We start from the raw sequence: 19,405 nt of genomic DNA on the forward strand, positions 1-19,405 counted from the left end.
CGTCTCCCCAGTTGTTAAAGCGCGTCCGTTCCACGTTCGCCCGTGCGCACACGAACGACTGTCTCGACCGGAGTGACCCAGACCTTCCCGTCGCCGATCTTGCCGGTGCGGGCGGCCTCGACGACCGCTTCGAGCACCTTGTCGACGGCGGCGTCGTCGATGACGACCTCGATCTTGATCTTGGGCACGAAGTCCACCGAGTACTCGGCGCCGCGGTAGACCTCGGTGTGGCCCTTCTGGCGGCCGTAGCCCTGCACCTCGCTGACGGTCATGCCCAGCACCCCGAGCTGTTCCAGGGAGCTCTTCACGTCGTCGAGCGTGAACGGCTTGATGATCGCGGTGACCAGCTTCATTTCTTGTTGCTCCCCTCGAGGACCGCGGTCGCGCCCGCGGCCACGCTCGGCTTGCCGGTGCCCCGCGCACTGGTGAGGCTGCCGTACTCGTAGGCGCGCTCAGCGTGCTCGGACTCGTCGATGCTCGCGACCTCCGCCTCTTCGGAGGCGCGGAACCCGACGGTGAACTTCACCAGGTAACCGAGGGCGAGGCTCAGCACGAACGAGTAGCCGAGCACCGCGAACGCACCGACGGCCTGGCGCCACAGCTGGTCGAAGCCGCCGCCGTAGAACAGGCCGTTGACCTTGGCGGGCGCGGCGTCGCTGGCGAAGAAGCCGATCAGGATGGTGCCGGCGAGACCACCGACGAGGTGCACGCCGACGACGTCGAGCGAGTCGTCGAAGCCGAAGCGGTACTTGAGCGACACGGCGAGAGCACAGAGGACACCGGTGATCGCACCGATCGCGATGGCACCGATCGGGGTGACGGCGGAACAGGCGGGCGTGATGGCGACCAGACCGGCGATGACACCCGACGCCGCACCGAGCGTCGTGGCCTTGCCGTCGCGGATGCGCTCGATCAGCAGCCAGCCGAGCATCGCGGCGCAGGTGGCGACGATGGTGTTGACGAACGTGACGCCCGCGGTGCCGTTGGCGCCCAGGGCGGAACCGGCGTTGAACCCGAACCAGCCGAACCACAGCAGACCGGCGCCGAGCACGACCAGCGGCAGGCTGTGCGGCTTCATCGGCTCCTTGGGCCAGCCGACGCGCTTGCCGAGCACGATCGCGAGCGCGAGACCCGCCGCACCGGCGTTGATGTGCACCGCCGTGCCACCGGCGAAGTCGATCGCGAGGAGCTTGTTGGCGATCCAGCCGCCGGGGTCGATGACGTTGCCGGCGTCGTCCTTGCCGTCGAAGTCGAACACCCAGTGGGCGACCGGGAAGTAGACGATCGTGGCCCACAGACCGGCGAACAGCAGCCACGGGCCGAAGCGGGCGCGGTCGGCGATGGCGCCGGAGATCAGCGCGACCGTGATGATCGCGAACATCGCCTGGAACGCCACGAACACCGTGCTCGGGATCTTGCCGAACAACGAGTCGGCGGCCAGCAGGCCGTCGAGGCCGAAGAACTCGAACGGCTTGCCCAGCAGGCCTCCGCCGACGTCCCCGCCGAATGCCATCGAGTACCCGAACAGCACCCAGAGGACACCGACGACGGCCATCGCGCCCAGGCTCATCATCATCATGTTGAGCACGCTCTTCGAACGGACCATGCCCCCGTAGAAGAAGGCCAGGCCCGGCGTCATCAGCAGCACCAATGCGGCGCTGGTGAGCACCCAGGCGGTGTCCCCTGTATCCACTTCGACCTCCACTGCACGTCGGTTGCAGGGAGCATCGAGATGTCCTGTTTCACCGAGCCGCGTGGAACGTTTCGCGGAGGTGAACTGTGGGGGCGACGTTGTTACGTCCGCGTTTCACGGCGTTCAACGCCTCGATTCGACCCCCTCACGGGAGCCTCCTGGTTACCGTGGGCTGATGCGGGCCTTCCTGATCGTGCTGGTGGTCGTCCCCTGTTCGTTGCTCGCGACACTCGCCGTGATCGGGTACAAGCTCCTGCACGCCTTCCCGGTGCAGCAGGGCGTCGAAGCACCCTCCACCGCTCCGCCGGAGCCGTCCGTGCACGGGCTGGGCGTCTCCCGGACGAAGGAGGGCGGGTGGACCCTGCTGACGTACTGGCAGATGAAGGACGCGGGCGGTCCGGCCACGTGCGCGGTCGCTCACGACCGCTACGCGTACCCGACGATCCACGACACCGGGCGCAGCGCCATGACGCTGGCGATGACGCCGAGGTCCGACCAGGCGGTCACCCTCACCGAGGTGCGCGTGCGGGTCGTGAGCACCGAGCCCCTCCCGCCCGCACCGCACCACCTGGCCCACTGCGCCGGTGACGACCGGCCCCCGGTGGTGCGCGCGGAGGGCCGCGACGGTGAGGTCGTCAACGCCGGGGTGCCCGCGCGGGAGGTGGGCCCGGACGGCTTCCGCCAGGACATCGCGGTCGAGGTGACCGGTACGCGGACGGCGAGGTGGCAGGTCGAGGTGGACCTGACGATCGACGGAGTGCCGGTGACGAAGGTGATCACGAAGGACGAGAGCTCGCGCCCGCTGGTCACGGCCCCCGTACCGGCCGACGTCGCCGGGCACACCGTCTGGTGCGACCACGCCTTCCGCGTCGGCGAGAGGTGCTAGCGGGCCGCCCGCCACAGCACCGTGCCCCCGGTGCGAACACCGGGGGCACGGGCGTGACCTGACTCAGGCGACCGAGAACGGCCCCGCCGGGATCCGCGGCTTCACGGACATGGGCGACGGCCCGGCCGGCGGCTCGACAGCGGCACACGAGGTGCCGTTGCGCGGCAGCTTCAGCGAGACGAGGTACTCGTTGTTGATCTTCAGCGTGCACTCGCTGCGGTCGTAGACGCCGTGGCCCCAGCCTTCGTAGGTCACGAAGACCGTGGTGTCACGGGACTGACGGTGCGCGTTGACAGCCCACTCGTACGCCGTCGCCGGGTCGTGCTTGGCGTTGGTGAGCAGGATCTTCGGCGCGTTCTTGATCTTCAGCGTGCGCTGCGGGTTCGTGGCCTTCGGGAACCCGACGCAGCCCATCATGGCGCCGTGGCCGAGCGAGGAGCCACGCGTGTTCGGCGCGATCCGGTACTCCGACTTCGTCAGCGACTGGTACTCGCCCCACGAGCTGACGCGGAGGTTGTAGTCGTTGCAGAAGATGCCGGGGAACGGGTTGTCGAACGTCTCCTCGGCCGCGAAGGCCGAGAACGCGGACTTCGGGGCCTGCGCGCCGTCGATGATCTGCTTGATCTGGTTGGCGAAGCCCTTCCAGTTCGGGCCGTAGGCCATGCTGACCACACCGCCGCCGAGGTCCTCCGGCGTCATCTTGGCGGTCGGGTCCCACGGAGCGGGCACCTCGCCGCGCTCGGCCTTGGCCAGCAGGTCCTTCCAGATCTTGCGGAGGTCCTGGCCGTGGAACGGCGACGACGCGTCGCGGTCGTTCCACTTGATCCACTCGTTGAACGAGTCCTCGGCGGTGCGGGCCTCGGAGTCGAGGAACTGCTTGGTGCCGAGGCTGTGGTCCATGTTGGAGTCGATGATCATGGCGCGGATGTTCTTGCCGAAGCGCTCCGCGTAGTGCTGACCCATGATCGTGCCGTACGAGATGCCGTAGTAGTTGATCTTCTTCTCACCCAGCGCCCGCCGGATGGAGTCGATGTCCTGCGCCACCTCCGCGGTGGAGGCGTTGTCGAAGATCGCGCCGGACTGCTTGCGGCAGTCCTCGCGCAGCGCCTTGTTGAACACGACCAGCGCGTCGAACTCGGCTCTGGTCTTCGGGTAGCTCGACGGCGTCTTCCGCAGCAGTTCCGCCGAGCACTTGATCGGCGCGCTGCGCGCGACACCACGCGGGTCGAACCCGATGACGTCGAACTTGTCGATGATCTCCTTGCTGAAGTACCCGTCCGCGAACATCGAGAAGTCGACGCCCGACCCACCCGGTCCACCGGGGTTGATCACCATCGCGCCGATGCGCTGGGACGGGTCGGCCGCCTTGAGACGTGACACGGCCAGCTTGAACTTTTCGCCGTTCGGCTTCTTGTAGTCGATCGGCAACTCGAGGAAGCCGCAGTCGACCGTCGGCTTCTCCTCACACGGCTTCCAGTCGATCGCGCCGACCTTGTACTCCGGCTGCCCTTCCGGAGCCGCGATCGCGACCTGACTCGCGCCCAGAACTAGAGCGGAACTGGCGATCGCGGCGCCGAAGACGCGCACCATCGGTTGCATGGAATTCCTCCCTGGATCCCCGAACTTCCGGGAGGAACGCTTCCACCGATCGTGTGACGCAGACAACCAACTGAGGTAGGGATCAGAATCAGACCGTGGTCGTACAACCACCGTCAGTTAGTCGTTTTGGCCCACAACGCCCGCAGGTGGGATACGCCGTCACTCGTAGGGGTGCCGACGATTCGGAGGCGTGCCATTCCTCCGTCCGGATAGATGTCGAGACGGACGGCCGTCGCCTCGGTCGCCTCCACGACGAACCGGTGCCGCGTGTCGGGCTGCAGCCGGGTGCGCGGCAGCAGGTCGAACCACGCGTCCGGGTCCGCGCGCTCGTCGCAGCCCCGGACCGACGCCCAGCCCGGCGCGTTGCCCTTGAAGTGGCTGGTGTCGAGCTCGACCAGCCGCACGACACCGGGTGCGGCGAGCCGGAGCGACACCCAGTCGTTGCCGTCGTCACGGCGGCGCGCGGTCTCCCAGCCCTCCCCCATCACCGTGGCCTGCCCAGGGGCGATGAGGTTGTTGGGCGAGCTGTAGAACATGTTGCTGCAGCCGGTGACGACAGCGCCGTTCTCCAGCGCGGCGAGGTCGACGCCACCCACGAGCAGACGCGGGTCCGCGATCGGTTCGCCGTGCACCCGCAACCGCGCCACACCGCCGTCGGGATCGATGGTCAGCCGTACGTGCGTGACGCGGCGGCCTTCACCCACGTCGAAGAAGTGCTTCTCGTCGCCCTTCAACGCGGTGCGTTCGACCAGCGGGAACCACTCGGTGATCTCGCCGGCGCTCGGGTACCCGTCGACCTGGGCGCCCTCGACCCAGCAGAACGGCGGGTAGTTGCCCTTGAAGAACGCCGTGTCGACGACGATCCCGCGCACGACGCCGGGCATGCCGAGCCGGACCACGGCCTGGTCGACGCCCTCCTCACGCCGCCGCCGGGTCTCCCAGCCGTCGTAGACCTGGCCTTTGTGGCCGAAGGTGTAGGTCTGGTAGACCGGCTCGGCGGGCTTGATCAGGTTCTCCCGCTCGGCGAACAGCTCGTCGTTCGCCCACACCACACCACCGCCGGCCGCGCGCGAGGCGAGGTCGGGAAGCCGGGTCCACTCGGTCATGCTTCTCCTCTTCTGAGCAGCTTGCCTTGCGTTGTGCTGATCTCCTTGCCACGCAACCATGTCTGCCGCACGACTCCGTGCAACGTGCGACCGTGGTACGGCGTGACGGGGTTGCGGTGGTGGAGCTTGTCCTTGTCCACCACGAAGGTCTCGTTCGGCGCGAAGACCACGAGGTCCGCGTCCTTGCCGGCCTCGATGGCGCCCTTGGTCTCCAGCCCGACCTGCCGCGCGGGATGCGTGGACATCCAGCGGACGACGTCGGTGAGGTGGAAGCCGCGTTCCCGTGCGCCCGTCCACACCGCCGGGAGTCCGAGCTGCAACGACGCGATGCCGCCCCACGCCGTCGCGAAGTCGCCTTCCTTCAGCTCCACCGTGCTCGGCGAGTGGTCGCTGACGACCAGGTCGATCACACCGTCGCGCAGGCCCTGCCACAGCGCCTCGCGGTTCTCCGCCTCCCGGATCGGCGGGCAGCACTTGAACTCCGTCTGCCCGTCGTGGATCTCCTCGGCGGTGAACGTGAGGTAGTGCGGGCAGGTCTCGGCGGTGATCGGCAGGCTCTCGCGCTTCGCGGCCTCCAGGATCGCGAGCGCGTCGGACGACGAGAGGTGCAGGATGTGCGTCCGCGCACCGGTCTTGCGGGTCAACGCCACGACGTCGCTGATCGCCTTGTTCTCGGCTTCGCGCGGCCGTGAGGCCAGGAACCCCAGGTAGTCCGGTTCCGAGTCACGGACCGTGTGCGCGTCCTCGGCGTGCACGATCGTCAACGCGTCGAGCGTCGCCAACTGCCTGAGCGCCGCTTCCAACTCGTCAGTGGTGACGGCGGGGAACTCGTCCACCCCCGAGTGCAGCAGGAAGCACTTGAAGCCGAAGACGCCGGCCTCGTGCAACGGCTTCAGGTCGGCGAGGTTGCCGGGGACGATGCCGCCCCAGAACCCGACGTCCACCGAGACGGTCGCCGCGGCCTTGCGCTTGATCTCCAGCGCGGCCGTCTCGACCGTCGGCGGGATGCTGTTGAGCGGCATGTCGATGATCGTCGTGACGCCACCGGCGGCCGCGGCCCGAGTGGCGGTCTCGAAGCCCTCCCACTCGCTGCGGCCTGGGTCGTTGACGTGCACGTGGGTGTCGACCAGGCCTGGCAGCAGCACCTCGTCGTCCGCGAGGTGCACGACGTTCGGCGAGTCGATGTGCGGCTCGACGGCGACGATCCGCCCGTCGGCGACGCCCACGTCGCACGCGATCTCGCCCTGCGGGGTCACGACCCTGCGGGCGCGGAAGACCAGGTCCATGTCCCTCACTGTGACACCCAGTCGCGGGCGATGCGACCGCCGAGAACGCCCAGGAGCGAATCGGCCCGGGCCATGCACCGGCTGACGTCCGGTTCGACGTCCACCAGCGCGTAGGCGGCCTTCAACCCCAGGTCACCGGGTTCGACCGAGCACTGTCCCGCCACCGCGACCACCGGCACGTCGCCCGAGGCCTTCACGACCCCGTACGGCGCCTTGCCGTGCCGGGTCTGCGCGTCGAGCGAGCCCTCGCCCGTGATCACCAGCGACGCGTCCGCGACGGCCTCGCCGAACCCGGCCAGTTCCAGCACCACCTCGATGCCGGGCCGAAACCGGGCGCCGAGCACCGCCAGTGCCGCGAACCCGATCCCGCCGGCCGCTCCCGCGCCGGGCAGTGCGGCGTGCTCCGGCCCGACGCGGTCGGCGAAGGCCCTGAGCCGTGCTTCGAGGATCTCCACCTGCTCGGGTGACGCGCCCTTCTGCGGCCCGTACACCGCCGCCGCACCGGACGGCCCGAGCAGCGGGTTGTCGACGTCCGAGGCCAGCACCAGGTCGACGCCGGCGAACGACGCCCCGCCCAGCGCCTCCAGCATCCCGGCGCCGCCGTCCGTGCACGCGCTGCCGCCCAGCCCGAGCACGATCGTCGTGCAGCCGACGTCCAGCGCGGCTTTCAGCAGCTCCCCGACGCCGTAGCTGGTGGCGTCCAGCGGGGCGGGCCGCTCCAGCAACGTGAGCCCGGCCGCCGACGCCACCTCGACCACGGCGGTCGTCCCCTTGACCGCGACGGACGCGGGCACCGGCCGGCCGACCGGACCGGTGACCCAGCGCCCCACCTTCACGAACCCGGCGGCGACGGCGGCGTCGACGGTCCCGTCGCCGCCGTCCGCCACCGGGAGGCAGCGCACGTCCACGTCCGGGGCCGCCTCCCGCAGGCCGCGCGCGACGGCGGCGGCGACCTGCGGGGCGGTGAGCGATCCCTTGAACTTGTCCGGCGCGACGATCACCCGTGTCACGGCAGCGGCTCGAATTCCTTCATCGCGGCGATCGAGGTGCCGTTCGCGGTGTTGCCCTCGCGTTCGATCATGATCTCCACGAGGACCGGGCGGCTGGTCCGGTCCGCTTCCTTGCGCGCCCACTCGAGCGACGTGCGGATCTCGCTCGGATCGGCGACCCGGATGCCGGAGCAGCCGTAGGCCTCCATGATCTTCACGTTGTCCGAGCCGCTGGTGTCGTAGTGGATGTCGACCTCGTACTTCATGTCGTAGCCACCGTGGTCCTCGGCCATCCTGATCAGGCCCAGGTACTCGTTGTTCAGCATGATCAGCACGAACGGCACGTCGTACTGGGCGCCGACCGCGAGCTCCTCCACGAGGAACTGGAACGAGTAGTCGCCGACGACACCGACGACCTCGGCGTCCGGCCGGGCCTTCTTCACGCCGATCGCCGCCGGGATCTCCCAGCCGAGCGGACCGGCCTGGCCGCAGACCTGGTAGTGCCGCGGCTTGTGCGCCTTCTGGTGCTGGCCGGACCAGATCTGGTAGAGCCCGATGGCCGTGACGAAGTAGGTGTCCGGGCCGTAGAACTCGTTGATCTCCTTGAAGACCCGCGGCGCCTTGACCGGCACGGTGTCGAAGTCTTCTCGCCGCAGCAACTTCCGCTTGAGCTCCTGGCAGCGCTCGACCCAGGCTCCAGCCTCACGCGGGCCACGAGCCTTCGCCTTCTCGAGGAGAGCCTGCAGGAACACCTTGGTGTCCGCGACGATCCCGAGGTCGGGCCCGAAGACCTTGCCGATCTGCGTCGGCTCGACGTCGACGTGGATGAACTTGCGGTCGCCGCGGTAGGTCGCGAGGTCACCGGTGTGCCGGTCGCCGAACCGTGCGCCCAGCGCCAGCACCAGATCGCTCTCCAGGAACGACGCGTTGCCGTAGCGCTGCGAGGTCTGGATGCCGGTCATGCCCGCGTAGAGCGGGTGGTCCTCGTCGAGCGCGCCCTTGCCCATCAGCGTGGCCTGAACGGGGATCTGCAGGAACTCAGCCAGGTCCAGCAGCTCGGCGGACGCCTCGCCGAGGATGACACCGCCACCCGCGAGCAGCAGTGGACGTTCGGCGGCCAGCAACATCTCCAGCGCGCGCTCGACCCGTGCGTCACTCGGCGCGATTTTGGGCACGGGCAACGGTTCGTCGATCGTGGAGTCCCACTCGATCTCCTGCTTCTGCACGTCGATCGGCAGGTCGATCAGGACCGGGCCAGGGCGGCCGGAGCGGGCGATCCGGAACGCCTCGCGGAAGATCCACGGCATCTGCGCGGCTTCCTTGACCTGCACCGCCCACTTCGTGACGGGCGCGGCGATCGAGACGATGTCGACGGCCTGGAACGCCTCCTGGTGCAGCTTGGAGACCGCGGCCTGGCCGGTGATGCACAGGATCGGCACGGAGTCGGCCTGCGCGGTGTACAGACCGGTGATCATGTTCGTGCCGGCCGGGCCCGAGGTGCCGATCGCGACACCGACGTTGCCGGTCGTGCGCGACCAGCCGTCGGCCATGTGCGTGGCGCCTTCCTCGTGCCGCACGATGAGGTGCTCGATCGAGCCGTCCTGCTCCATCGCCTTGTACAGCGGGAGGATCGCGGCACCGGGGCAGCCGAACACGACGTCGATGCCCTCGGACTTGAGGACCTCGACGACCGCTTGCATGACTGGGATCTTCGGCATGTGTTCAGGCCCTTCCCGCGAAGTTCTCGATGACCTTGAGCAGCGCGGAGTGGTCGAGCGACCCGTAGCCCTGCGCGCGTGCCGCCGCGACCAGCGCGGCGATCTGGTTGGTGACCGGCAGCGCGACGTCGGCGGCGCGTGCCGCGTCCAGTGCGATGCCCATGTCCTTGTGGTGCAGGTCGATCCGGAAGCCCGGCTGGAACTCGCGCGCGATCATGGACTCGCGCTTGAGGTCGAGGATCCGGTTCGCGGCGAGGCCACCGGCGAGCACGTCGAGGCCCGCCTTCGGGTCGACGCCGCTCGCTTCCAGCAGCACGATCGACTCCGCGACAAGGGCGTAGATGCCGCCGACCATCAGCTGGTTCGCGGCCTTCACGACCTGGCCCGCGCCGTGCGGCCCGACGTGGACGATCGTCTTGCCGACGACCTCCAGGAACGGCCTGGCCGCGGCGAAGTCCTGTTCCTCCCCGCCCACCATGATGCTGAGCGAGGCCTGCACCGCACCGGTCTGGCCACCGCTGACCGGCGCGTCGAGCACCCGGACGTTCGAGAGCTTGCGCGCGATATCGATCGACGTGGACGGGCGGATCGTGCTCATGTCGATCAGCAACGTGCCGTCGTCGAACGCGACCTCGTCGATCACCGCCTCGACCTGCGGGTGGTTCGGCAGCATCGTGATGACGACCTCGGCGCCGCTCACGGCTTCTTGTGCGGTGGAAGCGGCCTTGCCGCCGTCCGCGACGAGCTTCTCCAGCGAGGCCGGGCTGAGGTCGAATCCCGTCACGTCGTGCCCGGCGGCTACGAGGTGGGCCGCCATCGGGCTGCCCATGATGCCGAGTCCGATGAATCCGATGCGGGTCATGCTTGTTCCCTCCAAGCGAAGGAGTGGGTGACGGGCTTGTACTCGGCGCCGACGAAGCCCGTGTAGCCGTTGGCGCGGAGCTTCGCGAGATGCCCGAAGAGGTCGAGCTCGCCGGTGCCGGGCTCCCCGCGTCCGGGAGCGTCGGCGATCTGCACGTGACCGATGCGGTCGACGTGGTCGGCGAGGAGGTCGAGGTCGTCGCCGTTCGTGGCGAGGTGGTAGAGGTCCGCGAGCAGCTTCACGTTGCCGCGGTCGATCTCGTCGATCAGCTCGAACGCCTGGTGGGCGGTCTTGATCGGATACTTCGGCGCGCCGCTCAGCGGTTCGACCACGAGCTGGGCGCCGATCTCCGCCGCGACGTCGGCGGCGAAGCGGTAGTTGGAGACGGTCTGCGCGGTGGTCTCGAAGTTGCCGTGCAGCGCGTTGAGCGTGCGGCAGCCGAGGCGGGCCGCGATGGCCGCGGTGATCTCGACGTTCGTGCGGAACTCCGTCTCGCGGCCGGGCCAGCTCGTCAGTCCCCGGTCTCCCGCGGGCATGTCACCCGCGTAGAGGTTCAGGCCGACGAGGCGCACCTGCGCGTCGACGATGGCGTTCTCGAACGCCTCGATCTCACGTGTCTCGGGTACGGCGTCCGCGAACGGCCACCAGATCTCGACCGCGTCGAACCCGGCGGCGCGTGCGGCTTGAGGACGCTCCAACAGCGGTAGCTCCGTGAAGAGCATCGAGAGGTTGGCATCGAACATCGGTGGCTTGTCCTTCCACATTGCGGAAGTTGGATTTCGTACTACGGAGACACTAGACATCCCGCGCGGCCCGGGTCAAGAATGTGGAAGTTCAATTCCGCGATGTAGAAACTTGGAGAGCCGTGGACAGCTTCAACAGCGCCCCGGAGGCCGAACTCCGTCCACTGCTCGCCGAGTGCCTCGCGGTACCCCGCTGGATCGACGCGGTGGTGGCGGGCAGGCCCTACGCGTCGGTGGATGCTCTCCTCGCGGCTTCTTCAGTTGCCGCACAAAGACTTTCCGACGAGGAGGTGCTCGGCGCCATCGCCGGGCACCCGCGCATCGGCGAACGGCAGAAGACAGGTGGGGTGTCGGCGAGGTGGTCGCGGTCAGAACAGTCCGGCGTCGACAGCTCCCAGGCTGATCGCCTGGCGGAGGCCAACGCCGCGTACGAGGATCGGTTCGGGCACATCTACCTGGTGTGCGCGACCGGCTTGAGCGGTGCGGACATGCTCGGCAACCTGTCCAGTCGCATGGACAACCCGCCGGAAGCCGAGCTCCGCGTCGTCAACGACGAACTCGCGAAGATCGCCGCCTTGCGGCTGCAGAAGCTGATCGGGAGCTGATTTCATGGCCATCGTCCTGGGCCCCAACCAGTACGGGAAGGCGGAGAACCGCCTCGTCACCGTGTCGCGCAACGGTTCCGTGCACACGATCAAAGACCTCACCGTCAGCACGTCGCTGCGCGGAGACCTCGCCGACACGCACCTCACGGGCGACAACGCCAAGGTGCTCGCGACCGACACGCAGAAGAACACCGTCTACGCGTTCGCCAAGGAGGCGCCGGTCGGTGAGATCGAGGACTTCGCGCTGCGCCTCGGCCGGCACTTCGTCGGCTCGCAGGAGCCGATCACGGGCGCGCGCATCCTGATCGACGAGCACTCGTGGGACCGCATCGACGGCCACGACCACTCGTTCGTCCAGGGCTCCAACGAGAAGCGCACCACCGCCGTGACGATCGAGGGCTCACAGGCGTGGGTCGTGTCGGGCGTGCGCGACATGGTGGTGCTGAAGTCGACGGGGTCGGAGTTCCACGGTTACCCGAAGGACCCGTACACGACGTTGAAGGAGACGCACGACCGCATCCTGGCGACGTCGGTGACGGCCCGCTGGCGCTACGTCGGCACGGACGTCGACTGGGCGAAGTCGTTCGCCGAGATCCGGTCCGTGATGCTGAAGACGTTCGCGGACAAGCATTCCCTCTCGTTGCAGCAGACGCTGTACGCGATGGGCGAGGCCGTGCTGCAGTCACGGCCGGAGGTCGCCGAGGTACGGCTCTCCATGCCGAACAAGCACCACTTTCTCGTGGACCTCAGCGCGTTCGGCCTGGAGAACGACAACGAGGTCTTCTACGCGGCGGACCGCCCGTACGGGCTCATCGAGGGGTCGATCCTGCGGGACGACGCTCCGGACGCGGGTCTTGCCTGGAGTACTTTGCCAGCCTTCTGAACACCACCGGGTTGAGCAGTGTCGCCGGCGAGGCGACCATGTGCACGACCCGGACGAAGCGGCGGAACAGGTCGGGGTCGCGCACGATCCCGGCCTGCCACTTCTTCAGGTACCAGCCGAGCAGCCCGCCGCGCTTCTCCTCCACCCAGTTGCGGTCCGCGTTGCTGGACATCGCCCACGACGCCTTCGAGGTCCGGGCGACCTTCCGCTGGAACCGCCGGCAACCCTTGGCGCTGAAGTCCTTGTGCCGCCGGAAGAGCAGCGCCTCCATCGCCGCCACGGTGATCCCCTGCCCGTAGACGGGGTTGAACGCGCACACCGCGTCTCCCACCGCGACCAGTCCGCCCGGCCAGTTCGCCACGTTTTCAAAAGCGTTGCGGCGACTGGCCGTGCGGGCGAACAGGTAGACGGGCGTCAGCGGTTCGGCGTCGGCGAGCATCTCGGAAATGGGCACCCGCAACGAGTCCAGGAACTCCTGATAACCGTCGAGGTCGCGCGGCGGGTGATCACCCAGAGCTCCCTGGGCGGTGACCATCAGCCGGTCACCCTCCACACGCATCGCCGCGACCCCTCGCGGCAGGTTCGGCGCGGACAGGCTCTCGGCGTACACCACGGGAAAGTCGGCCGGCGCGGTGTAGAGCCGGGTCGCGTACCCCGTGCCGGAGTCGACCACCTCGGGTTCCGGCGTCGTGATCCCCGCGGCGGCGAGCCAGGCCGGCAGCTTCGACGACCTGCCGGACGCGTCGACGACCAGGTCCGCGTCGACCCTGCCGTCCCGCGTGAGCACACCGTCGACGACACCGTCGCGCAACGACAGCCCGGTCACGTGCACGCCGCCCACAACCTCAGCGCCCACCCGCCGTCGGATGCAGGTCTCCAGCAAGGGACGGCTCAACGACAGCAGCGGCATGCCCAGATGTGTCTTCGCGAGCCAGCCGAGCGGGTTGAGGATCTGCATGTCCCCCGCGTCGGCGAGCACCGCGCCCTCCGCCACGAGTTCGGCGCGCAGGCCGGGGAACAGCTCCTCCAAGAGCTCGCCGCCCCGCACCAGCAGCCCGTGCGTGTGTCTGCCCTGCGGCACACCCGCGCGGTACTCGGGTTCGCCGGTCAGCTCGTCGCGCTCCAGGACCACGACTTCGTCGCACGTCTCGGTCAGCACCCGAGCGGCGAGCAAGCCGGCGATTCCCCCACCCATCACCACGGCCTTCATGGGGCCATCTAACCAGCGTCGAGCTGAGAGTCAGTGGTTCTCGGTCGCGCGCAACGACATCTGCTGATCGCGCCACGAGTGGAACAGGTCCGCCTCGCAGTACCAGTCGACGCCGGTCGGCCGTTCACCGGAGACCATGAACTCGATCAGCAGCTGCCGGTACAGGTCGAGCGGAACGCCGGTGCCGGGCGGGAAGTCCGTGTACTTCTCGTTGACGTACGGCGCATCCTCGGAGCCCCTCGGCCAGCCCATGAAGCGGTTGTCGACGTAGTACATGTAGCCCCACGCGCCGCGCACGGCGAGCACGACGTTGTGGTCCGGTTCCCCGTCGCTGGTGAGGTCGCGGCCGAAGTGGTCGAGCGACCCGTCGTTGCACTCGGGCCGGGCGAGCAGCCGGATCAGTGTGTCCACATCCGCATCACACGCGACGACCTGGTACCTGTGCTCCGCGGAGTCGAGGTCGGGTAACCCTGTCCAGAGGCCGGCTCGCATGGTCATGCGAGCCACCCTGCACCCAATTGCGGGGAACATTCGACAGCCATGGACAGAACCACACGAACGGGTGATGCCCCGATCAGCTCGACCGGGTTACGAGCCCTCGCAGTGCTGCCTCGTGCAGACCCGTCGCGGCCTGCACCTCCACCGGATCGAGCGCGCCGCAGTCCACCGCGCGGAGAAAGAACGCGGAGAGTGCCTGGGCGGTCGCCGGCTCGTCCAGCACGCCTCCCGACACGTGCTCCACGTAGGCCCTCAACCGCGCGGCGTCCGCGGCCAGACCTTCGCGGTAGAAACCGTAAACAGCCGCATATCGTGTCACCAGTTGTGCCGGGTGCAGGTCCCACCCCTGGTAGAAACCGTGCTCCAGAGAACGCCGCACTTGCCGGTAGTGGGTGTCCCAGCCGAACTGCTTCTGGTCGCCGACGGGAAGCACGTTGCTGGACCCGTCCGAGAGCCGCACACCCGTTCCGGCCGCGGACACCTGCATCACGTGCCTGGCGAAGTCGCACGCGCCATGCGCCAAGTGCTGCTGCGCCGCGGACAACCCGCAGTCCGCCGTGTAGTCGTAGGTGCCGAAGTGCAGACCGGTCACCCGGCCGCGCCCCGCCGCGATGAACCGCGGGATCGCCAGCCGCCCCTCACCGTCCACAACGGACCGCGCGGTCTCGACCTGGATCTCGAACCTCAGCTCCTTGCCGAAGAGGTCGAGCACCTCACCGAAGACCTCGACCTGCTCGACCGAGGTCACCTTCGGGAACGTGATCACGAACCCCGGCGGCACGTCACCCAGCGCCGTCAGGAAGATGTCCAGCGTGCGCAGCCCGCGCTCACGCAGTTCGGGTGTGTCGAAGGACTTGATCCGCAGCCCGAACGACGGTGGCGCGGTGCCCTCGGCGACCCAGCGCGACAGCAGGATCGCCGTGCTCTCCGCGTCCATGTCCTCGACGTCGTCCTCGGGAGCGCCGTAGCCGTCCTCGAAGTCGATCCGCAGGTCCTCGACCGGTTCCCTGCGGAGCTTGGCCTCGACGCGCTCCAGCACACCTTCCGGCAGCTCCGGCAGCAGGTCCGGCTCGATCGACTCGAGGGCCTCGCGCCCCCAGTCGTCGATCGTGGACCCGATGATGCGCCCGGCGGGCACGTAGCACGTGTGCACGGGCTGACGGCCCACCGGCCAGCTGCGTTCCACAGTGGACAGTCGAGCGGTGAGCCGGTCGACGTCGTCGGGAGACAGCGATGTCTCGTACATCAGATGCGCTCGTACGCCGGCAGCGTCAGGAAGTCCACGAAGTCCTCGGACAACGCGACCTGCTCGAACAGCTCGACGGCAGCCGCGACGTGCGGCCCTTCGAGCTCGTTCCCGACCCGCGCCAGCACGTCCCGCACGGCGTCGGCGGTGACCCGCGTGCCGTCGTCGAGCACGACCTCGTTGTTGATCCACTGCCAGATCTGCGACCTGCTGATCTCCGCGGTGGCCGCGTCCTCCATCAGGTTGTGGATCGCCGCCGCCCCGTTGCCACCCAGCCAGGACGCGATGTACCGCACGCCGACATCGACAGCGGCCTCCAACCCGGCCCGGGTCGCTCCACCGCCCGCGGACTTGAAGTCCAGCAACTGCTCAGCGGTGACGCTGACCTCCGGACGCTGCTTGTCGATCTGGTTGGGCCGGTCACCCAGCACCCCGTCGAAGATCTCGCGGCAAATCGGCACGAGGTCAGGATGCGCCACCCACGACCCGTCGAAACCATCGTTCGCCTCGCGCGTCTTGTCCTCACGAACCTTCCGCAACGCGTTCTCGGTGACCTCGGGATCACGCCGGTTCGGAATGAACGCCGCCATGCCCCCCATGGCAAACGCCCCGCGCTTGTGACACGTCTTCACCAGAAGCTCGGTGTACGCGCGCATGAACGGCGCCGTCATCGTCACGCTGTTGCGGTCCGGCAGCACGTAGTCAGCACCCGCGTCACGGAAGTACTTGATGACGCTGAACAGGTAGTCCCACCGCCCGGCGTTGAGCCCCGACGCGTGGTCACGCAGTTCGTACAGAATCTCTTCCATCTGGAACGCGGCCGGAATCGTCTCAATCAACACCGTCGCGCGAATCGTGCCGTGCGGCACCTTCAGCAGCTTCTGCGCCGTAGTGAAAACGTCGTTCCACAGCCGTGCCTCCAGATGCGACTCCATCTTCGGCAGGTAGTAGTACGGCCGCCCAAGCTCAGCGTTGTGGAAGAAGTGCAACCCGAAGTCCACCAGCGCACCGACAGCGTTCTTCCCACCGAACTGCAGGTTCCGCTCGTCAAGATGCCACCCACGCGGCCGCACGACGATCGTCGGATACGGCCCACCCTTGAGCGAGTACTCCTTGCCTTCAGGCGAGGTGAACGAGATCGTCCGCCGCTCGGCCTCGTACAGGTTCACCTGCCCCTGCACCACGTTGTCCCAGTGCGGCGTGTTCGCGTCCTCAAGATCGGCAAGCCACACTTTCGCGCCAGAGTTCAACGCGTTGATCGTCATCTTGCGCTCGGTGGGCCCGGTGATCTCCACGCGCCGATCCAGCAACGCCTCAGGCGCCGGGGCAACCACCCACTCCCCGTCCCGCACGTCCTGCGTCTCGGGCAAGAACCCGAGGGGCCGGCGCTCCTTGCGAAGGGCGAGCAACTCGTCCCTGCGGGCGGCATGCGCCTCATGCAGCTTCGCGACGAACTCAAGAGCCTCTTCGGTCAGGACCTGCACCAGAATCCACCTCTCTCGGTTTTGCTGTGTGGACTATAGTTTTTGCATTGCGGAACTGCAACGGGAGGAGCCGCACGTGTCCACAGGTGGCGTGCAGTCCCTGCAAAGGGCCTTCGACCTGCTAGAACGCCTAGCAGACGCAGGCGGCGAGGCATCGCTGTCCGAACTGGCGACAACGTCAGGCCTCCCCCTGCCCACAATCCACCGCCTGATCCGCACCCTTGTCACGCTGGGCTACGTACGCCAGAACAGCAACCGCCGCTACACCCTCGGCTCACGCCTGATCAGGCTCGGCGAGACCGCCTCCCGCCAATACGGCACCTGGGCAAGACCACTGCTCTCACAACTGGTCGACTCGGTGGAGGAAACGGCAAACCTGGCCGTCCTGGACGGCGACGAGGTCGTCTACGTAGCGCAAGTACCGTCAAAGCACTCGATGCGCATGTTCACAGAGGTAGGCCGCCGCCTACTGCCACACGGCACAGGCGTGGGCAAGGCAATGCTCTCGCAACTGCCGCGCTCAGACGTACGCGCACTCCTGGAACGCACGGGCCTACCCGCATACACGTCGAACACGATCACCGACGCCACCGAACTCCTCGACGAACTGGACGAGATCGCGGAGCGAGGCTTCGCACTGGACGAGTCCGAACAGGAACTGGGCGTCCGCTGCATCGCGGTACCGGTAGTAGGCGGCCCCACGCTGGCCGCAGTCTCGGTGTCAGGCCCAGAGGGCAGACTCACGAAGGACGCGGTAACCCGAATCCTGCCGGAGGTGCTGGCAGTCGCGAAGCGACTGGCAGACCAGGCAGCACCCGCCTGATCACGAGCGAAGCCGAAGGCGAGCCGTCCCTCCGCCTTGCGATGCCGCAGGCGAGCCGTCTTTAGCAAGCGCACTGGGCGGTGGGGTCCCATCACGAGTCGCGCCATAGCTCTTGCTGCATGCAGGTAGGGGTGTCAACTCGACACGCTTTTCGTCGAGTTGACACCCCTACCTGCATGTGGCCCGCTCTTGGTGCGGCTCGTGATGGGACCCCACCGCCAACGCCACCACACAAATCAACCGGCAGCCGCCCTAAGCAACAGGCGTGCCATCTACCTGCGAGTGGCGCGGGCCCCCTGATCAGATTGCCGGGGGTCTGGGGGCAGAGCCCCCAGGGGAAGCAAGCAACCGCAACCCCGCCAACGCAACAGGGGAACGCAAGCTAACGCAGGCGTCCCCCCGAATCGGGAACCCCTACATCACAACGTACTCAGACACCCCGACAAGATCATCCAAGCAGAGCGTCGACAAACGCCCCAGGCTCAAACGGAGCCAGGTGGTCAGCCCCTTCCCCAAGCCCGACCAACTTCACCGGCACCCCAAGCTCCCGCTGAACCTGAAAAACAATCCCACCCTTGGCAGTACCGTCCAACTTCGTCAGCACGATCCCAGTGATGTCCACCTGCTCAGCGAACACCCGAGCCTGGGTCAACCCGTTCTGCCCAGTAGTCGCATCCAGAACCAGCAGAACCTCATCCACCACAGCCTGCTTCTCCACAACGCGCTTGACCTTGCCAAGCTCGTCCATCAGGCCCTTCTTGGTGTGCAACCGCCCAGCGGTGTCGATCAACACCGTGTCGACCCCGGTGTCCACACCGCGCTTCACCGACTCAAAGGCAACCGAAGCCGGGTCCCCACCCTCAGGCCCACGCACAGTCTCCGCGCCAACCCGCTTCCCCCACGTCTCCAACTGATCAGCAGCAGCAGCCCGGAACGTGTCCGCAGCCCCCAACAGCACCGTGCGCCCATCAGCAACGAGCACCCGAGCAAGCTTGCCGGTCGTAGTGGTCTTACCCACCCCGTTGACCCCGACCACCAACAGCACAGCCGGCTTCCCAGCATGCGGCAACGCCTTCAGGGACCGATCCATCCGAGGCCCAAGCGCATCCACCAGAACCGTCCGCACCAAAGCCTGAGCCTCAGCCTCAGTCCGAACCCCAGCCCCAGCGATCTTCGACCGCAGCGTCGCAACGATCTCGGTGGTCAAAGCCGCCCCAAGATCAGCAATCAGCAGCGTGTCCTCAACATCCTGCCAAGAGTCCTCATCCAGATCACCAGCACCGAGCAGCCCGAGCAGCGAAGTCCCGAACGCATTGCGCGACTTCGACAACTTCCCGCGCAACCGCTCCAACCGCCCCGCGGTCGGCTCGATCTCCTCGACCTCGGAGGCCTCAACAGGCAGGTCGACCTCGACGAACCCGCGCTTCACGGAGTCGCGCGGCACGGAGGCGTCGTCCCCCACCCCGGGCTGCCCGTCCACCTCGGTGCGCTCGGCGACCGGGTGCGGCACCACGGGAGTCACCTCGGCGACGGCGACCGCCTCGACCGAAGGCGCGTCCGGTGCCGCCGGGGTCAGCGAGATCCCCGACGACGCCTGGTATCCGCCAGGCCTCGGCGTCTCCTCCTTCTGGGTCAGGCTGATGCGACGGCGACGCGTCAGCACCACACCGGTCACCAGCGCGGCGATCAGCACGACCGCCACGACGACGAGGATCAGGACAAGGGAGGACGTCGACACGGGCTCATGGTTTCACAGACCCGGATGTGACCTGTC

Annotated in this window: 18 protein-coding genes; 4 read left to right on the top strand and 14 right to left on the bottom strand. The window is 67.8% G+C overall.

Translation table 11 applies throughout. From position 1 onward, the window contains the following. Positions 1–14: 14 nt before the first annotated feature. Positions 15–353: a P-II family nitrogen regulator gene (locus IEY88_RS06985; protein ID WP_189153800.1), complete on the bottom strand. Its 339-nt coding sequence runs from the start codon at positions 351–353 to the stop codon at positions 15–17. Further along, the gene (locus IEY88_RS06990; RefSeq protein ID WP_189153801.1) at positions 350–1,693 is read right to left on the bottom strand and encodes an ammonium transporter; all 1,344 of its coding nucleotides are present in this window, start codon (positions 1,691–1,693) and stop codon (positions 350–352) included. The genes IEY88_RS06985 and IEY88_RS06990 overlap by 4 nt, the downstream gene beginning before the upstream one ends. 175 nt (positions 1,694–1,868) lie before the next feature. Here IEY88_RS06990 and IEY88_RS06995 point away from each other — a divergent pair, with 175 nt between their 5' ends. Further along, entirely contained in the window at positions 1,869–2,579 is a 711-nt protein-coding gene (locus IEY88_RS06995) for a hypothetical protein (RefSeq protein ID WP_189153802.1), read from the top strand. Positions 2,580–2,642: 63 nt separating this feature from the next. Here IEY88_RS06995 and IEY88_RS07000 read toward each other — a convergent pair whose 3' ends face one another. The 7 genes from IEY88_RS07000 to IEY88_RS07030 form a co-directional block, all read right to left on the bottom strand. After that, the gene (locus IEY88_RS07000) at positions 2,643–4,178 is read right to left on the bottom strand and encodes an alpha/beta hydrolase (protein ID WP_189153803.1); all 1,536 of its coding nucleotides are present in this window, start codon (positions 4,176–4,178) and stop codon (positions 2,643–2,645) included. A 113-nt stretch (positions 4,179–4,291) separates the two neighbouring features. After that, a complete protein-coding gene (gene alc / locus IEY88_RS07005; protein ID WP_189153804.1) occupies positions 4,292–5,284 on the bottom strand; it encodes an allantoicase in 993 nt (330 codons plus the stop codon). Then, positions 5,281–6,570 carry an allantoinase AllB gene (gene allB / locus IEY88_RS07010; RefSeq protein WP_189153805.1) on the bottom strand — a complete coding sequence of 430 codons (1,290 nt, stop codon included), beginning with the start codon at positions 6,568–6,570 and terminating at the stop codon, positions 5,281–5,283. The genes alc and allB overlap by 4 nt, the downstream gene beginning before the upstream one ends. Before the next feature lie 5 nt (positions 6,571–6,575). Then, on the bottom strand, positions 6,576–7,580 hold the full coding sequence (locus tag IEY88_RS07015) for a glycerate kinase family protein (protein ID WP_229693154.1): 1,005 nt from the start codon (positions 7,578–7,580) through the stop codon (positions 6,576–6,578). Next, on the bottom strand, positions 7,577–9,277 hold the full coding sequence (gene gcl / locus IEY88_RS07020; RefSeq protein ID WP_189153806.1) for a glyoxylate carboligase: 1,701 nt from the start codon (positions 9,275–9,277) through the stop codon (positions 7,577–7,579). Before gcl ends, IEY88_RS07015 begins: the two co-directional genes overlap by 4 nt. Positions 9,278–9,281: 4 nt before the next feature. Continuing rightward, positions 9,282–10,139 (bottom strand): NAD(P)-dependent oxidoreductase, encoded by an 858-nt coding sequence (locus IEY88_RS07025; RefSeq protein ID WP_189153807.1) that lies wholly within the window; start codon positions 10,137–10,139, stop codon positions 9,282–9,284. Further along, positions 10,136–10,882 (bottom strand): hydroxypyruvate isomerase family protein, encoded by a 747-nt coding sequence (locus IEY88_RS07030; RefSeq protein WP_229693156.1) that lies wholly within the window; start codon positions 10,880–10,882, stop codon positions 10,136–10,138. The genes IEY88_RS07025 and IEY88_RS07030 overlap by 4 nt, the downstream gene beginning before the upstream one ends. A gap of 122 nt (positions 10,883–11,004) precedes the next feature. On the opposite strand from IEY88_RS07030, the gene uraD reads away from it, so the two are divergent. Together uraD and pucL are read left to right on the top strand one after the other, a co-directional pair. Beyond that, positions 11,005–11,487 (top strand): 2-oxo-4-hydroxy-4-carboxy-5-ureidoimidazoline decarboxylase, encoded by a 483-nt coding sequence (gene uraD, locus IEY88_RS07035; protein ID WP_189153809.1) that lies wholly within the window; start codon positions 11,005–11,007, stop codon positions 11,485–11,487. Between the two features lie 4 nt (positions 11,488–11,491). Next, positions 11,492–12,370, top strand: coding sequence for a factor-independent urate hydroxylase (pucL, locus tag IEY88_RS07040; protein ID WP_189153810.1), 879 nt, complete (start codon positions 11,492–11,494; stop codon positions 12,368–12,370). Here the strand turns inward: pucL and IEY88_RS07045 are convergent. The 4 genes from IEY88_RS07045 to aceB all read right to left on the bottom strand — a co-directional run bounded on the left by IEY88_RS07045 (position 12,297) and on the right by aceB (position 16,808). Then, positions 12,297–13,580: an FAD-dependent oxidoreductase gene (locus IEY88_RS07045; RefSeq protein WP_189153811.1), complete on the bottom strand. Its 1,284-nt coding sequence runs from the start codon at positions 13,578–13,580 to the stop codon at positions 12,297–12,299. The two genes, pucL and IEY88_RS07045, sit on opposite strands and share 74 nt — an antisense overlap. Before the next feature lie 30 nt (positions 13,581–13,610). Next, on the bottom strand, positions 13,611–14,078 hold the full coding sequence (locus tag IEY88_RS07050) for an Imm1 family immunity protein (RefSeq protein WP_189153812.1): 468 nt from the start codon (positions 14,076–14,078) through the stop codon (positions 13,611–13,613). 76 nt (positions 14,079–14,154) lie between these two features. Beyond that, positions 14,155–15,324 (bottom strand): DUF6986 family protein, encoded by a 1,170-nt coding sequence (locus tag IEY88_RS07055; protein WP_189153813.1) that lies wholly within the window; start codon positions 15,322–15,324, stop codon positions 14,155–14,157. Next, positions 15,324–16,808 carry a malate synthase A gene (gene aceB, locus IEY88_RS07060; protein ID WP_229693157.1) on the bottom strand — a complete coding sequence of 495 codons (1,485 nt, stop codon included), beginning with the start codon at positions 16,806–16,808 and terminating at the stop codon, positions 15,324–15,326. The genes IEY88_RS07055 and aceB overlap by 1 nt, the downstream gene beginning before the upstream one ends. A 76-nt stretch (positions 16,809–16,884) precedes the next feature. Here aceB and IEY88_RS07065 point away from each other — a divergent pair, with 76 nt between their 5' ends. After that, positions 16,885–17,631 (top strand): IclR family transcriptional regulator, encoded by a 747-nt coding sequence (locus IEY88_RS07065; RefSeq protein WP_229693158.1) that lies wholly within the window; start codon positions 16,885–16,887, stop codon positions 17,629–17,631. A gap of 448 nt (positions 17,632–18,079) precedes the next feature. On the opposite strand, the gene ftsY is transcribed toward IEY88_RS07065, so the two are convergent. Then, complete coding sequence (ftsY, locus tag IEY88_RS07070; RefSeq protein ID WP_189153814.1) at positions 18,080–19,369, bottom strand: signal recognition particle-docking protein FtsY; 1,290 nt, start codon at positions 19,367–19,369, stop codon at positions 18,080–18,082. Between the last annotated feature and the right edge of the window lie 36 nt (positions 19,370–19,405).

Source organism: Lentzea pudingi (assembly GCF_014646255.1).
Lineage (GTDB): Bacteria > Actinomycetota > Actinomycetes > Mycobacteriales > Pseudonocardiaceae > Lentzea > Lentzea pudingi.